The sequence below is a fragment of the uncultured Tateyamaria sp. genome, from assembly GCF_947497045.1.
In the GTDB taxonomy this organism is placed as follows: domain Bacteria; phylum Pseudomonadota; class Alphaproteobacteria; order Rhodobacterales; family Rhodobacteraceae; genus Tateyamaria.
The window spans coordinates 558,722-572,788 of the sequence record NZ_CANMEU010000001.1 but is presented as its reverse complement, the minus strand read 5'-3'; the positions used below and the strand labels follow the sequence as shown (position 1 = coordinate 572,788).

Sequence of the window (14,067 nt, the reverse complement as noted above, 5' to 3'; positions counted from 1 at the left end):
AGGTTCGGGTCGCTATCAATCGATAGCGTTAACGCTGCGGCGCGATGTCCTTGAGACCAAGCAGCGCAGCGGCCCCGATCATCAGCCCGCCACAGATGCGATTGATGCCTCTAAACGATAGTTGCGCCATGCGAGCGGCAACCCGGTCCCCGGCCCATCCCCACAGCACCAAAGTCACCCCATCTACCACCAGATAGGTCGTCCCAAGGATCAAAAGCTGGGGTAGGATCGCCGCATTTGGATCAATGAACTGTGGAAACAGGGCGGCAAAGAAGACCACGGCAAACGGGTTGGTCATTGAGGTCACAAACCCCATTCGAAACAGACGGAACGGTGCGGATGAGCGTGCCGCAGCCTCTGTATCTTGACCGGATCGTGACAGAATGAGTCGCAGCCCGATCCAGACGAGATAGGCAACGCCCAACCATTTGATCCACCCAAATGCCGCTGCTGACGTCGCAATGATCGCAGCCAATCCAAAGGCAGCGGCTGTCATCTGTACGGCATTCGCGCTCAGATCTCCGCCAATCACCCACATACTGCGCCGCAGCCCATGTTTTATCGCGTTCGAGACGATCAAAAGCTGGCTGGTATCAGGCGGCGTGGCAAAGAATATGGCGACGGCCGCGAGGTAAAGCAGATAGGTCTCGCCGCTCACGCGTGCACCAGATCCGTGCCAAAGATCGTTTCGGCATGATCCGTCAGGTAGATGCGCAGCCACGGGGTGAAACGTTCAGGGTTGCGCGCAATCGCGGCTTTCAGATCATGGAAATCGACCCATTCCACCGCCATCACCTCGTCCGGGTTCGCCAGAACGGACAGGTCTGAGGGGGCGTGCCCGACATAGACGTCGACGACCTCATGTTCGATCAACCCGCCGCCGACATCTGCGCGATATTCAAGATGGTGACGATGTTCCAAGGGCAGGTCGGTAATCCCCACCTCTTCTTCGAGCCGTCGGGCAGCGCACATATCAGGTGCCTCATCCCAACCGGGATGGGTACAACAGGTATTCGCCCACAAACCCGGAGTGTGATATTTTTCCATCGCGCGTTGTTGCAATAGCACCGCCCCGTCCCGGATCACGAACACCGACACCGCCTTGTGCCGCAGGCCCCGCTTGTGCGCGTCCAGCTTTTCAACGGGGGTCAGGGTGCCATCGACCCAAGCGGGGATCATAATGCTCATACGTGGTTTGCTTTCACGAGGCCGGTCAGATGGGCCATGTTCTTGATACCGATTTTGATGTGGGCCATGGGCCGCGCCTTGACCAGCTTTTTGTTCATATACGCCTCAAAGGTCAGGCGTTGTACGTCAATATCATGGCACAGCGACACAAACCGCTCGCGGCGATCATCACTGCGATAGTAGGCGTTCTGCATTGAAGCGAGCACCCGGAACACCGTCTTATGTTCGCGCATGAACAGCTTTCGGGCAAGCTTCAGGTCCTTGACCCGGCCTGACGCAAGTGTCGCCGCACAGGCTGTTGCCGCAACACGCCCCCCCACCATCGCATAATAAATCCCTTCACCGGAGGACGGGGCCACAACGCCTGCCGCGTCTCCGGCCAGCACGACATCCTTGCCATTGTCCCACCGATCCAGTGGTCTAAGCGGTATCGGCGCACCTTCTTTGCGCAATGTCTCACAGTCAGTCAGACCCGAAGCGGCTCGTAGGTCGGCGGTCGCCTGCTTGAGGTTCACCGAACTGAGTTCAGAGCCCATGCCCACGCTGGCACTGTCCCCGTGGGGAAACACCCAGCCATAAAAGTCGGGCGAGATCGCCCCGTCATAGATCACGTCACAACGCACAGGATCATAGACGTCGGTCTTGGCCGGGGCCTTGATGATCTCGTGATAGGCAAAGACAAGCGGGACCTTGTCTGCATCCTTGACCTCGGCCAGACCAACGCGGGACCTTGCGCCATCGGCACCAATCACCAGCTTGCAGGGCAGTTCCTTGTGCTCTTGCGTGGCCTTGTCGCGGTAAATGACGACCGGCGTACCCTCGAGGCGGTCAATGCGCACGAAAGTCCCGGTAAAGTATTCGGCCCCCGCCTCGGTCGCACGGGCGCGCAGGAAGGGGTCGAAATCCTTGCGGTCCACCATGCCGACAAACCCGTTTTCGATCGGAATATCGACGTGCCGCCCTGTGGGCGAAATCATACGGGCGGTGTTCACCTTGGCCACAAGCTGACCGTCGTTGATATGGAAATCCTGCATCAGCCGGGGTGGAATGGCCCCGCCGCATGGCTTGATCCGGCCTTCGCGATCCAGCAGTGCGACCGAATGGCCCGAGCGCACCAGATCCTCGGCGGCGGTGGCACCGGACGGTCCCCCGCCCACAACAACTACATCAAACATCGCGTCATTCCCCCGGAACCAAGGTTGCATCATCTGTCATGTCATCGCCCTGCATCACCCGCGCGGCCACAACGGCGGCGACCAGGAACAGAGCGGCCTCAAAGGTGAACACCACGCCGTAGGCTGCACCATCGGGCAGGACCAAACGCGTCAAATCCAACATGCCAGTAGCGACCAATCCAGCGAGGCCTGCGGCAATCGCTTGCGCCGCACCAAACACACCCATCCGGGTGCCGGTCGCTTGCGCGTGCGCAGCGGCCAGTTGCATCATTGATCCGACTGCACCCACAACGAACAATCCGTTGCCCAGACCCAAAGCAACAGTGCTTGGTACCAGCGGCAGGCCTGCCCCCAGACCTAATAGGCCAAGGGCTGACAGTACACATCCGGCAACTGCCCAAAACCGCAACGTGCCTAGGCGCAGCTGCGAGAGCACGCCGGCACCGATCATCCCCATCAATGCGGCCCCGTCCTTGCCACCTGACAGCTTGGTGGAATCTTCGGGGCCAAGGCCGTGGACATGCCCGGCGAAGGGCTCAAAAATCAGCTCAGACAGGTAAAAGGCAAGGATCGACAGGAACACAAACCCGGTAAAGCGGCGCGCGACGGGGTCACCCCATGTCGTGCGCAGAGCCATCATCAAAGGCATGTCATGTGGTGCGGTGGTTTCGGGGATACGTGCTTCGACCCGCCATGTGGCGATGACGCACAACAGGACCGCGATAGAAACGACTGCCCCAACCACGACAACCAGACGGTCGGGGGAATATGGTTCAAGCGCAATGCCCGTGCCGATGGACGCCGCAATTGCACCCGCGATCAGGAACAGCCATGCGGTCGTGGCAACGCCCCCCTTGCGCGCCCCCGATGCACTGGCGAGCAGGGCCAGAAACGATGTGCCCGCCGCTCCGATGCCCAGACCGATGGCAATGTAGGATAAAGCCCAAATCACAAGCGCCCACTGCACCGATATCTCGGCAATGGCGATGCCCCACGCGGCACCCAGCACGCCAGCGCCCACGACTGCAATCCCACCAAGGATCAGCGGCGTACGCCCGCCCTTGGCATCCGAGCGGTGTCCCCAAACGGGCCGGGTCAACTGCACCCCATAGTGCAATGCAACCAGCAGGCCGGGCAGTAGGGCAGGCAACGCCAACTCGACCGCCATCAACCGATTGAACAGGTTCACGGGCAAAGCGGCGAGGCCTCCGATGGCCGCATTCACAAGGCACAGACGTGCCAGGGTGACCCATCCGACGCTCATGCCAGTCCTCGCAATGCAAAGGCGGCGATCATCATGCCCGAGACATAAAGCAACACGCCTGTGCCGTTATACCAAGGGGCTTTGGCGCGGGGATCGCGGAACATGATCTTCATTGCCCAGAATTGCAACACCAGAACCAGTGCCACCCCGGCGGCATGGGCAGGGCGATCCCAGAAGGTGAGCGCTGCAATGACAACCGCCTGAGGAACAGCCATCACGATGCAGGCGACCTGGGCCGCCCGGCGGGGTCCAAGCGTGACAGGCAGCGAATTGACGCCCGTCTGGCGGTCCCCTTCAAGCGCCTTGAAATCATTGAGGGTCATAATGCCATGCGCCCCGATCCCATAGAGCAGCGCAATCAGCAGAATTTCGGGGCGGGGCGCACCCGCCGCCAAAACGGCGGCACCCGTAACCCACGGCAAGGTTTCGTAGCTGAGGCCAACAAGGCCCGGACCCCACCAACCTGATCGCTTCAGGCGGATGGGCTTGGCGGAATAGGTCCACGCCGCGGCCACACCTACGAGGGTCGCGGCAAATCCATAGATACCCAGTTGCCAGCCAACAAACAGTGACAGTGCCGACATCGCCAGTGCGATCCACAACCCCCATCGGCCCGGGATGCGACCCGACGGGATCGGGCGATCCGGTTCATTGATCGCATCTACATGGCGGTCGCACCAATCATTCGCAGCTTGGGACATCCCGCACACGATGGGCCCAGCCAACAATACGCCCAACAAAACCAGATACCACTGTCCCGCAGGTGCCACACCAGACGAAATCACGCCGCACAGATAGGCCCACATTGGCGGGAACCACGTGATCGGCTTGATCAGACGCAGTGCAGCCGCTGGCTCCGGGAAACGACGCACGTGTAGGGTGGGGCTGACATCCATGTGTCAACTATGGCTGACACATTGAGTCGGCGCAAGGGTGCGAGCGGCCTAGCCGTTTTTGCTGAGCAGCCCGAATTTACGCAGTTTGACGTAGAGGGATTGACGCGACAGCCCCAACATTTCCGCAGCGGCCACGCGGTTGTTTCGGGTCAGGTTCACAGCCGTCTCGATGCACATTTTCTCAACCACATCAGTGGTTTCAGCGACAATTTCTTTCAAAGACGCGGTGCCAACCAGGTCCATTACATTGCTGCCGGGGTCTGGCAGATGGCCGGTGCCAGAGGCATCTGCATCGCGCACCCCGCCCATCCGGCTGACATCGCGGATGATCAGGGCCACGGCAGGGTTGGTGGGATCCTCAAGTTGGGCGGCGGACACCTCGACAGGTACGCGCGCGCCCAGATCGTTGACCATGCGACTGGCATAGATACGCATCTGTCCAGCCTTCGCGGCGTTGTCGAGCAACACGCCCATGTCAATCTGACCACGGGCCATGAAGTCCGCCAATGAGGCGCCAACGACTTCTCTGAGGTGGGCCGCGCCAATCAGGTCAAGGAACGCCTCATTGACGGACAGAATGACGCCACGCGGATCCATGAACACAACCGAGTCCGTTGTTGCGCGGAACAGGGCCGCGGCGTGATTTATGGGGGTATCCGAGGTATCGGCGGCGGGCGTGTTGCCGGACAAACGGCACATCAACATACGTTGACCAGCGGCGCGGAATACAATGGGCTGCAAAGCCAGGGTCTGACGGGTGCGGGTCGCGCGCACTGACACGGGACCTGCATCCTCCGACAGGGTCGCGTTCATAAGGCTTTCAGTCAGTTCCGCGCCAGAGCGGTCCGAAAACAGGCTGGCGAAGGTTGCACCTGTCAGTGCTTCGCGTTTGAGGCCAAGCAAGGTTGCCGCTCTTTCATTCGCGTCATCCACGCGACCGGTCTGGACAGAGACAAAGACGACAGCATCGTCCACATTGCTCATCACCACACGATACCGACTGTCAAACTCGCGGCGGGCTTCATACCCTTGCTCAAGTGCAATCTGGGCCTGCACCAATTGCTGCTGCGTTTCCGCAATGGGGCGCAGATCGCGACCCAACAGCAAAACGGCGTTCTCTTGACCAAAGCGGTGGAAGGTATAGCGGACGGGATACTGCCATACCGCATTGTCGGCGTGGTTCAGCTCAATCGATTTTTTGAGCGTACCACCGGACGTGTAGGCATCATGGGCACCCTGAAACTTTTCAATGCTTTCGTCGGTCAGGAAGTCCACGATCGGACGACCCTCCCAATGGCTGAGATTGCCAAAACTGTCGTCTTGTGCGTTCAGCAACACAGACAGAACCGTGCCTTCGGCAGAGACCACAAGGGCGATATCCGACGCGGCCGCCACAATGCTGCTCAGAAATTCTGGCTCGATCAGTGGCACACTGCCACTGCTCCAGAAATTGCTGCCTCCTGTCGTCATAGCTGGCCCAATGCCTTCATGCGTTTCGTGCAAAAGCCGTAGACGTCTGCTGCTGACTTAGTAACCAGATCCACGTCTGTCTGACCCTTCATTCCCTCAGCACTGGCGCGCACCGATCCGCCCAAGGCGAGGACGGGTGGGGTGTCGACAGATGCGCGAATGGTTTTAACAGTCCGTGTGATGCTTTCAAGGGCCGCAATGCGTGCACAGGAAAACAGAACCATGTTCGGCTGATCGCAGATGACGCGGGCCATGACCTGCTTGCGGGTCTCGGAGATGGACAGGCTGACGTCACCGCCCAAACGGCGCAATTGGGCGGCCACAACGCTGGCCCCCAGAAAATGCTGTTCACCTTCCGGGACAACCACAAGGGCGTGGATGGTGCCGGGATCATCCGCATGCGCCCCATTCAGCCCAAGCGATGCCTCGCTCAGCAAGGCCTGCAAGCGCAGCGATGCAATGGTCACATCGGCAAAACTCATATCCGAGCTGAGCCACAATTCACCTAACGCAAACGCCACTTGTGGAATATAAAGGTCGATAATCGCGTCGACGGTCAGTCGAAAGCCGCGCATCTCATCCAGCACAAGGCAGGGGTCAAATCCGGTCCGGGCGCTTGTCGCGCGCAACAGGTAGTCGACGGCGACCTGACGGGCTCCGGCTGTCGTTACGGTCTGACGTTCTCGCAGCATCGAAATAACCTGAGAAGCCAGCGGCTCAAGGTCCGTGGAAAGCTCAAATCCTGAGCGGGTCGTGCCATGTGGGTCGTCATGCGCCATGGATTACCTCGATCCTGAGCAACGCAATGAACAACTCTGGCGCGTCAGAGTCGCGGATACGTCAAAAATTGTCTGCCTCCACAGTCTGATTGTCAACTGTATTTGACAGTCATCCAGTAACTTCGGCGCAAGCGCAATGCGTGATTCCGATCAATGCTCATAAAAAACAAGGTTCATACGAATGGTCGGCGCATATCTGACAGAAAATGAGCCAGCCCGAACTGACATTCAAACTGTAACTTTTAATTGACACTTTTCCCTTGGCACCGATACCTTGAATCATAACCCAAGCGGAGAGTTCCATCCAAATGTCCACCGGGATGTCACAGCACACGGTGCCCGTCGGCCTCTATACGGCTGAAGAGCGCGCGCGGCGCGATGCGACCATCTGGACTCTGGTTCAGGGCGTCCTTGCTCCGGTGCAGTTTGTGGTGTTCCTTGTCTCTTTGGCGCTGGTGCTGCGTTACCTTGCGACGGGCGACGGATACGTGATCGCAACCTGGTCTATCGTGATCAAGACGGGTGTGCTTTATCTGATCATGGTGACGGGCGCGATTTGGGAAAAAGTCGTTTTTGGTCAATATCTTCTGGCACCTGCATTCTTTTGGGAGGATGTGTTTTCCTTCCTCGTCATCGGGCTGCACACCGCCTATCTCTGGGCGCTGTTCACCGGTGCATTGGGCCCCGTTTCGCTGATGATCCTCGCGCTTACCGCCTACGGTGCCTACCTCATCAATGCGGTGCAGTTCATCCTCAAATTACGCGCCGCCCGCTTGCAGGCCGCCACCTATGCGCAGGTCTCCGTATGACCGAGCTGCCCCGCCTCCCTTCCGCCGGCGGATGCCGTGACACGCCGATTCTCAAGCAGCGCGGTCAGCGGGAAGTGTTTTGCGGTCTGACGGGAATCATCTGGCTCCATCGCAAGATGCAGGACGCCTTCTTTCTGGTAATCGGGTCGCGGACCTGCGCCCATTTGCTGCAATCGGCTGCCGGGGTGATGATTTTTGCCGAACCCCGCTTTGGCACGGCGATCCTTGAAGAAACCGACCTTGCCGGTCTTGCTGATGCGCAGGACGAACTCGACAAGGTCGTGAACGAGCTGCTTGCACGCCGCCCGGATATCAAACAGCTGTTTCTGGTCGGCTCCTGCCCCTCCGAAGTGATCAAGCTGGATCTGGCCAAGGCAGCCGAACGGATGAGCCAGACCCACGCACCCCATGTGCGCGTACTGAACTTTTCCGGATCGGGGATCGAGACGACGTTCACCCAGGGCGAGGACGCCTGCCTCGCCTCCATGGTGCCGGTTCTGCCCAAAGATGACCAGCGGCAGTTGCTGTTGGTCGGGGCACTGCCTGATGTGGTGGAAGAACAGGCGATTGGCTTGCTCGAAGCGATGGGAATTGGCCCGATCAAGGTCTTGCCGGCACCGCGCGCAACAGACGATCTGGGCGTCGGCAGCGGTACCGTTTATGCCCTGACCCAACCATTCCTTGGTGATACACATGATGCGCTGACGCGTCGTGGGGCCCGGCATTTGCCCGCGCCGTTTCCTTTCGGAGAAGAGGGCACAACCCAGTGGCTTGCCGCGATCGCAACCGAATTCGGCGTGGCACCTGACTTGTTCGAACAGGTCACCGCTGCGCCGCGTGCCCGGGCGCGCAAGGCCATCTCGCAGGCCTCCGAAAACCTGCGCGGCAAATCGGTGTTTTTCTTCCCAGACAGCCAGCTCGAAATCCCGCTGGCCCGCTTTCTGACTCGTGAGTGCAGTATGGATGCCATCGAGGTCAGCGCGCCATTCATTCACAAAGGCATCGTCGGTCCTGACCTCGACATGCTGGCAAGCGGTCCAACGATCTCCGAAGGGCAGGACGTCGACCTTCAACTTGACCGGGCCCGCGATGCCCGTCCTGACCTTATAGTGTGTGGCCTCGGTCTCGCAAACCCGCTCGAAGCCGAAGGGCTGGCCACCAAATGGGCCATCGAACTCGTCTTTACCCCGGTCCATTTTTACGAACAGGCCGGTGACCTGGCCGGGCTCTTCTCGCGGCCCATCCGGCGTGCCGAAACGCTGAAACTGAACTCTGTTTCTTTTGACGAAAAATACCGCGGGGATGTGGGGGCTGGCCCACATGCAGGCCCACAATGAAGCTGACGGTCTGGACATATGAAGGCCCACCCCATGTCGGCGCAATGCGTGTCGCGACGGGCATGACCGGGTTGCACTATGTGCTGCACGCCCCTCAAGGCGACACGTATGCGGACCTGCTGTTCACGATGATCGAACGGCGCGATCATCGCCCGCCGGTGACCTACACCACCTTTCAGGCACGTGACCTTGGTGCGGACACAGCCAACCTGTTCAAATCCGCCGCTCAGGACGCTTACGACCGGTTCAGGCCCGAGGCGATCATCGTCGGTGCGTCCTGCACAGCCGAGCTGATCCAGGACGATCCCGGCGGCATGGCTGAAACCATGGGTTTGCCCGTGCCTGTGATCCCGCTGGAACTGCCCAGCTATCAGCGCAAGGAAAACTTTGGCGCGGATGAGACGTTCTTTCAGATCGTAAAAACCCTCGCCAAGCCGATGGCGCGGACCAAGCAGATCACGGCCAACCTGATTGGGCCAACTGCACTCGGGTTTCGCCATCGCGATGACATTCAGGAAGTTACGACGCTGTTGTCCGATATGGGTATCAGCGTAAACGTGGTGGCCCCCATGACATCGTCTCCCCAAGACATTTCCCGTATGGGGGCCGCGCATTTCAACGTGTTGATGTATCCCGAAACAGGCGAAAGCGCTGCGCGTTGGATGGCGCGGGAGTTGGATCAACCCTATACCAAGGTCGTGCCGATCGGCGTTGGTGCCACGCAGGATTTCGTTGCCGAAGTGGCCGGGATCACGGGGCGCGACGCCTATCTCGATACATCCCGTTTGCGCCTGCCGTGGTACTCAAAATCCGTCGACTCGACCTACCTGACGGGTAAGCGTGTGTTCATCTTTGGCGATGGCACCCATGTGATGGCCGCAGCCCGGGTTGCGCGTGACGAGATGGGTTTCGAGGTCGTTGGCATGGGCTGCTACAATCGCGAACTGGCCCGCCCCGTGCGCGCCATGGCCAAGGACTTCGGCATCGCTGCGACCATCACTGACGACTACCTTGAGGTCGAGCGGGTGATCGAGGCCTTGCAGCCCGAAATGATCCTCGGCACCCAGATGGAGCGCCACATCGGCAAGCGCCTTGGCATCCCTTGCGCGGTGATTTCGGCCCCCGTGCACGTGCAGGATTTCCCCGCCCGTTATTCCCCGCAGATGGGGATCGAGGGTGCGAATGTGTTGTTTGATACATGGGTTCATCCGCTGGTCATGGGGTTGGAAGAGCATCTGTTGCACATGTTCCGTGATGATTTCGAGTTTCACGATGCGGCAGGTGCGTCTCATCATGGTGGGTCTGCGCCTGCAGCGAGCGCGGATGGGGGGCCAGCCCCCCAAACCCCCCGCGGTATTTCTGGTCAAAAGAAGTCAGAGAGTGGCGATGTCATCTGGTTGGATGCGGCTGAGCGCGAGTTGAAGAAGATCCCGTTTTTTGTCCGTGGCAAGGCGCGCCGCAATACTGAGAGTTTTGCCGCCGAGCGTGGTGTGGGCGAAATTTCTGTCGATACCCTTTACGAAGCGAAGGCCCATTTTGCGCGATGAAACCGGCATAACGGGGCGCATGCCCGGCTACCGTGTGGTCATCATCACGCTGGATAGCCATGCCGCGGGTCCCGCCCGCCGCGCCATGGAAGCATTGTCCGCCGATTATCCCGGCCTCGATTTGCAGATCCATGCGGCCGCCGAGTGGGGCGAAACCCCCGGCGCGTTCGAGGCCGCTGAGGATGCGGTCCGCCATGGTGACATTATCATTGCGAACCTGCTGTTCCTTGAAGAGCACGTGGCCCGCATCCTGCCTGCATTGCAGGCCCGGCGTGATCACTGTGACGCGATGGTTGGGGTGGTAGCCGATGCCGAGGTGGTCAAGCTGACCCGTATGGGCACGCTTGATATGATGGCTCCGCCCAGCACCATGGGCAAGTTGATGAAACGGTTGCGCGGCTCGTCCAAGCCTTCGACCGAGAGCGGTGCCAAGAAGATGGCGATGCTGCGTCGCCTGCCGAAAATCCTGAAATTCCTGCCGGGCAAGGCGCAGGATCTGCGGGCCTGGTTCCTTGTGATGCAATACTGGCTGGGTGGGTCGGACGATAATATCCGCGCGATGGTCCAGTTCCTGTTGAACCGCTATGCGACCGATACCGCCTGGGCCGACGCGCCCGAGGCCGCCGCCCCGGTCGAGTACCCAGATACGGGCCTTTACCATCCTGATCTGGCCGCGCGCATTACGGTCGATCCCACGGATGTGCCCGGCCCCAAGGGTGCGACGCTGACCGTCGGGCTGGTCATGTTGCGCTCTTATGTGTTGAGCGGGGATACCGCCCATTATGACGGCGTGATCCGCGCGTTCGAGGCGCGCGGCGTGCGCGTTCTGCCGGCCTTTGCAGGTGGCCTTGATGCCCGCCCCGCGGTCGAGACCTATTTCATGGGCAAGGTCGACGCTCTCGTCTCTCTGACCGGGTTCTCGCTGGTGGGTGGCCCGGCCTATAATGACAATGACGCCGCTGTCGCGCTGCTGAGCGAACTTGATGTCCCCTATGTTGCGGCGCATTCGCTTGAGTTTCAGACCTTGGGCCAATGGGCGGACAGCACGGGCGGCCTTGGCCCGATCGAGACCACGATGCTGGTCGCCTTGCCTGAACTTGACGGGGCGACTTGCCCCACTGTCTTCGGGGGGCGGCTTGGGCCTGAGGGGTGTGCGGGGTGTCCCCACAAATGTCGGGCCGGGTCCGAGCCGAAGGCGATGGTGCCCTGTTTCGAGCGTATCGACTCGCTGGTGGAAAAGACGCACCGCCTTGGTCAGTTGCGCCGGGCGAAGAACGCCGACAAGAAGGTTGCGGTTGTTCTGTTCGGCTTTCCCCCCAATGCAGGGGCGGTTGGAACGGCGGCCTATCTTTCCGTGTTCGAAAGCCTTTTCAACACGCTGCGCGAGATGCGTGCGCGCGGCTATACCGTCGATGTGCCGGAAAGCGTGGACGCCCTGCGTGCCCAGGTGATTGAGGGCAACGCCGCCCAATACGGCCAGCAGGCCAATGTGGCCGCCCATGTGGATGCCGACACCATCGTGCGCACCTCACGCCACCTGGCCGAAGTTGAGGCTGTGTGGGGGGCTGCCCCCGGTCGGGTGCAATCCGATGGGCGTGGTGTGTTCGTGCTGGGTGCTGAGCTAGGCAATGTGTTCGTCGGGGTGCAGCCTGCCTTCGGATACGAAGGCGACCCGATGCGCCTGTTGTTCGAGAAGGGGTTCGCGCCGACCCACGCTTTCGTCGCGTTCTACCAGTGGTTGCGCGACACCTACGCGGTTAATGCGATCCTGCATTTTGGGATGCATGGCGCGCTTGAGTTCATGCCGGGCAAACAGGCGGGCATGGGTACGCGTGACTGGCCGGACCGCCTGATTGGCGAAATGCCGAATATCTATCTTTATGCCGCCAACAACCCGTCCGAGGCCTCGCTGGCCAAGCGTCGGTCTGGTGCCGTGACGATCAGCCACCTGACCCCGCCCCTGGCGACGTCGGGGCTGTATAAGGGTATGGCGGATTTAAAGGATTCCCTGTGCCGGTGGCGCGAGTTGCCTGCGGACAATCCGACCCGCGCGGATATTGAAACGTTGATTGCCGAACAGGCCGAAGCGGTGGATATGGGCGGGATCGCCCCCGATGCGCTTTGGCTGAAACTGCTTGAGACCGAGGACGCGCTGATCCCCGATGGGCTGCATGTGGTAGGTCAACGCCTGAGTGATGCGGCGCGTGCTGAATACCTCGATATCACGCCGCATGTTGATGCGGACGCACGGACCCGTATGGATCACTTGTTGCGGGATGAGACCGAGTTGAGCGCGATTATGAACGCGCTTGATGCCCGGTTTACCCGACCTGTGGCGGGGGGCGATCTGATCCGCTCGCTCGATATTCTGCCCACCGGGCGCAACATCCATGCCTTTGATCCGTTTCGTATGCCCACAGCCTACGCCTGCCGCGATGGGGCGAAACAGGCCGAACTTCTGCTGGAGACGCACCCGACCTTGCCCCGGTCCATTGCATTGGTCCTGTGGGGGTCCGACAACATCAAATCCGACGGGGGCCCGATTGCGCAGGCGCTTGCGTTGATGGGTTGCACGCCGCGCTTTGATAGTTTCGGGCGGCTTGCCGGCGCGGACCTGATCACGCTGGAAGAGCTTGGTCGTCCGCGTATCGATGTGATTATGACCCTGTCTGGTATCTTCCGCGACCTGCTGCCACTGCAGTCGCGCATGTTGGCCGAGGCGGCGCTCAAATGCGCGCAGGCGGACGAGCCGCTGGAGCAGAATTTTGTCCGCGCCCACGCGCTTGCCTATGCCGAGACCCAAGGCGTTGATCTGGAGACGGCGGCCTTGCGCGTGTTTTCCAATGCTGAAGGGGCCTATGGGTCGAACGTGAACCAGTTGGTCGACAGTTCGGCATTCGGGGATGAGGACGAATTGGCTGATGCCTATGAGAACCGCAAGAGCTTTGCCTACGGCATTGACGGCAAATCGGCGGCCAATCCCAAGCTGCTGCAACAGGCGCTGGCGGATGTGGAACTGGCTTATCAGAACCTTGAATCGGTTGAGTTGGGGGTGACCTCGGTTGATCACTATTTTGACACGCTTGGCGGGATTGCGCGGGCGGTGAAACGGGCGCGGGGTTCGGATGCGGCGGTGTATATCGGTGATCAGACACGCGGCACCCCCAAGGTCCGCACACTCAAGGATCAGGTGGCGCTGGAAACGCGCAGCCGGGCGCTGAACCCGAAATTCTTCGAAGGGCTGCTGAAACACGGCCCCGAAGGCGTGCGTCAGATCGAGGCGCATGTGACCAATACGGTTGGTTGGTCCGCCACGACGGGTCAGGTGGATGAATGGGTCTATCAGCGTATTTCCGAAACCTTTGTGCTGGACGACGAAATGCGCCAGCGCATTGCGGATCTCAACCCCACCGCTTCAAGCCGGATGGCGAACCGTCTGATCGAGGCGTCGGATCGTAATTACTGGGCACCTGATGCCGACACGCTGGCCGCTTTGCAGGATGCCGCAGATGCGCTTGAGGACAAGTTGGAAGGGATCGCTGCCGAATGAGCCTTGCGTGTGACTCATATGACGGGAGCCTCCGGCGGGAGTTTTCCTGGCA

Annotated in this window: 11 protein-coding genes; 4 read left to right on the top strand and 7 right to left on the bottom strand. The window is 60.3% G+C overall.

Annotated elements, in window-relative coordinates:
* Positions 1-28: 28 nt before the first annotated feature.
* The 7 genes from Q0859_RS03035 to Q0859_RS03005 are packed head-to-tail and all read right to left on the bottom strand — an operon-like array spanning position 29 to position 6,772.
* Positions 29-658 (bottom strand): LysE family translocator, encoded by a 630-nt coding sequence (locus tag Q0859_RS03035; RefSeq protein ID WP_299147420.1) that lies wholly within the window; start codon positions 656-658, stop codon positions 29-31.
* Positions 655-1,188 (bottom strand): isopentenyl-diphosphate delta-isomerase, encoded by a 534-nt coding sequence (idi, locus tag Q0859_RS03030; RefSeq protein ID WP_299147419.1) that lies wholly within the window; start codon positions 1,186-1,188, stop codon positions 655-657. Before idi ends, Q0859_RS03035 begins: the two co-directional genes overlap by 4 nt.
* Positions 1,185-2,363: a geranylgeranyl diphosphate reductase gene (locus tag Q0859_RS03025; protein ID WP_299147418.1), complete on the bottom strand. Its 1,179-nt coding sequence runs from the start codon at positions 2,361-2,363 to the stop codon at positions 1,185-1,187. Before Q0859_RS03025 ends, idi begins: the two co-directional genes overlap by 4 nt.
* A gap of 4 nt (positions 2,364-2,367) precedes the next feature.
* Positions 2,368-3,627, bottom strand: coding sequence for a PucC family protein (locus tag Q0859_RS03020; RefSeq protein WP_299147416.1), 1,260 nt, complete (start codon positions 3,625-3,627; stop codon positions 2,368-2,370).
* Positions 3,624-4,523: a chlorophyll synthase ChlG gene (gene chlG, locus Q0859_RS03015; RefSeq protein ID WP_299147415.1), complete on the bottom strand. Its 900-nt coding sequence runs from the start codon at positions 4,521-4,523 to the stop codon at positions 3,624-3,626. The genes Q0859_RS03020 and chlG overlap by 4 nt, the downstream gene beginning before the upstream one ends.
* A 48-nt stretch (positions 4,524-4,571) precedes the next feature.
* Complete coding sequence (gene ppsR, locus Q0859_RS03010; RefSeq protein WP_299147414.1) at positions 4,572-5,993, bottom strand: transcriptional regulator PpsR; 1,422 nt, start codon at positions 5,991-5,993, stop codon at positions 4,572-4,574.
* Positions 5,990-6,772 carry a hypothetical protein gene (locus Q0859_RS03005; RefSeq protein WP_299147413.1) on the bottom strand — a complete coding sequence of 261 codons (783 nt, stop codon included), beginning with the start codon at positions 6,770-6,772 and terminating at the stop codon, positions 5,990-5,992. The genes ppsR and Q0859_RS03005 overlap by 4 nt, the downstream gene beginning before the upstream one ends.
* Before the next feature lie 308 nt (positions 6,773-7,080).
* On the opposite strand from Q0859_RS03005, the gene bchF reads away from it, so the two are divergent.
* The 4 genes from bchF to Q0859_RS02985 are packed head-to-tail and all read left to right on the top strand — an operon-like array spanning position 7,081 to position 14,015.
* A complete protein-coding gene (bchF, locus tag Q0859_RS03000; protein ID WP_299147411.1) occupies positions 7,081-7,581 on the top strand; it encodes a 2-vinyl bacteriochlorophyllide hydratase in 501 nt (166 codons plus the stop codon).
* Positions 7,578-8,918 carry a ferredoxin:protochlorophyllide reductase (ATP-dependent) subunit N gene (locus tag Q0859_RS02995; protein WP_299147410.1) on the top strand — a complete coding sequence of 447 codons (1,341 nt, stop codon included), beginning with the start codon at positions 7,578-7,580 and terminating at the stop codon, positions 8,916-8,918. The genes bchF and Q0859_RS02995 overlap by 4 nt, the downstream gene beginning before the upstream one ends.
* Positions 8,915-10,465, top strand: a complete 1,551-nt coding sequence (gene bchB / locus Q0859_RS02990) for a ferredoxin:protochlorophyllide reductase (ATP-dependent) subunit B (RefSeq protein ID WP_299147409.1) — start codon at positions 8,915-8,917, stop codon at positions 10,463-10,465. The genes Q0859_RS02995 and bchB overlap by 4 nt, the downstream gene beginning before the upstream one ends.
* 19 nt (positions 10,466-10,484) lie before the next feature.
* A complete protein-coding gene (locus Q0859_RS02985; protein ID WP_299147408.1) occupies positions 10,485-14,015 on the top strand; it encodes a magnesium chelatase subunit H in 3,531 nt (1,176 codons plus the stop codon).
* Positions 14,016-14,067: the final 52 nt, after the last annotated feature.

Coding starts and splice junctions, on each gene's coding strand:
- idi (WP_299147419.1), bottom strand. CDS start 1,188: ATGAGCATTATGATCCCCGCTTGGGTCGATGGCACCCTGACCCCCGTT.
- Q0859_RS03025 (WP_299147418.1), bottom strand. CDS start 2,363: ATGTTTGATGTAGTTGTTGTGGGCGGGGGACCGTCCGGTGCCACCGCC.
- Q0859_RS03020 (WP_299147416.1), bottom strand. CDS start 3,627: ATGAGCGTCGGATGGGTCACCCTGGCACGTCTGTGCCTTGTGAATGCG.
- chlG (WP_299147415.1), bottom strand. CDS start 4,523: ATGGATGTCAGCCCCACCCTACACGTGCGTCGTTTCCCGGAGCCAGCG.
- ppsR (WP_299147414.1), bottom strand. CDS start 5,993: ATGACGACAGGAGGCAGCAATTTCTGGAGCAGTGGCAGTGTGCCACTG.
- Q0859_RS03005 (WP_299147413.1), bottom strand. CDS start 6,772: ATGGCGCATGACGACCCACATGGCACGACCCGCTCAGGATTTGAGCTT.
- bchF (WP_299147411.1), top strand. CDS start 7,081: ATGTCCACCGGGATGTCACAGCACACGGTGCCCGTCGGCCTCTATACG.
- Q0859_RS02995 (WP_299147410.1), top strand. CDS start 7,578: ATGACCGAGCTGCCCCGCCTCCCTTCCGCCGGCGGATGCCGTGACACG.
- bchB (WP_299147409.1), top strand. CDS start 8,915: ATGAAGCTGACGGTCTGGACATATGAAGGCCCACCCCATGTCGGCGCA.
- Q0859_RS02985 (WP_299147408.1), top strand. CDS start 10,485: ATGCCCGGCTACCGTGTGGTCATCATCACGCTGGATAGCCATGCCGCG.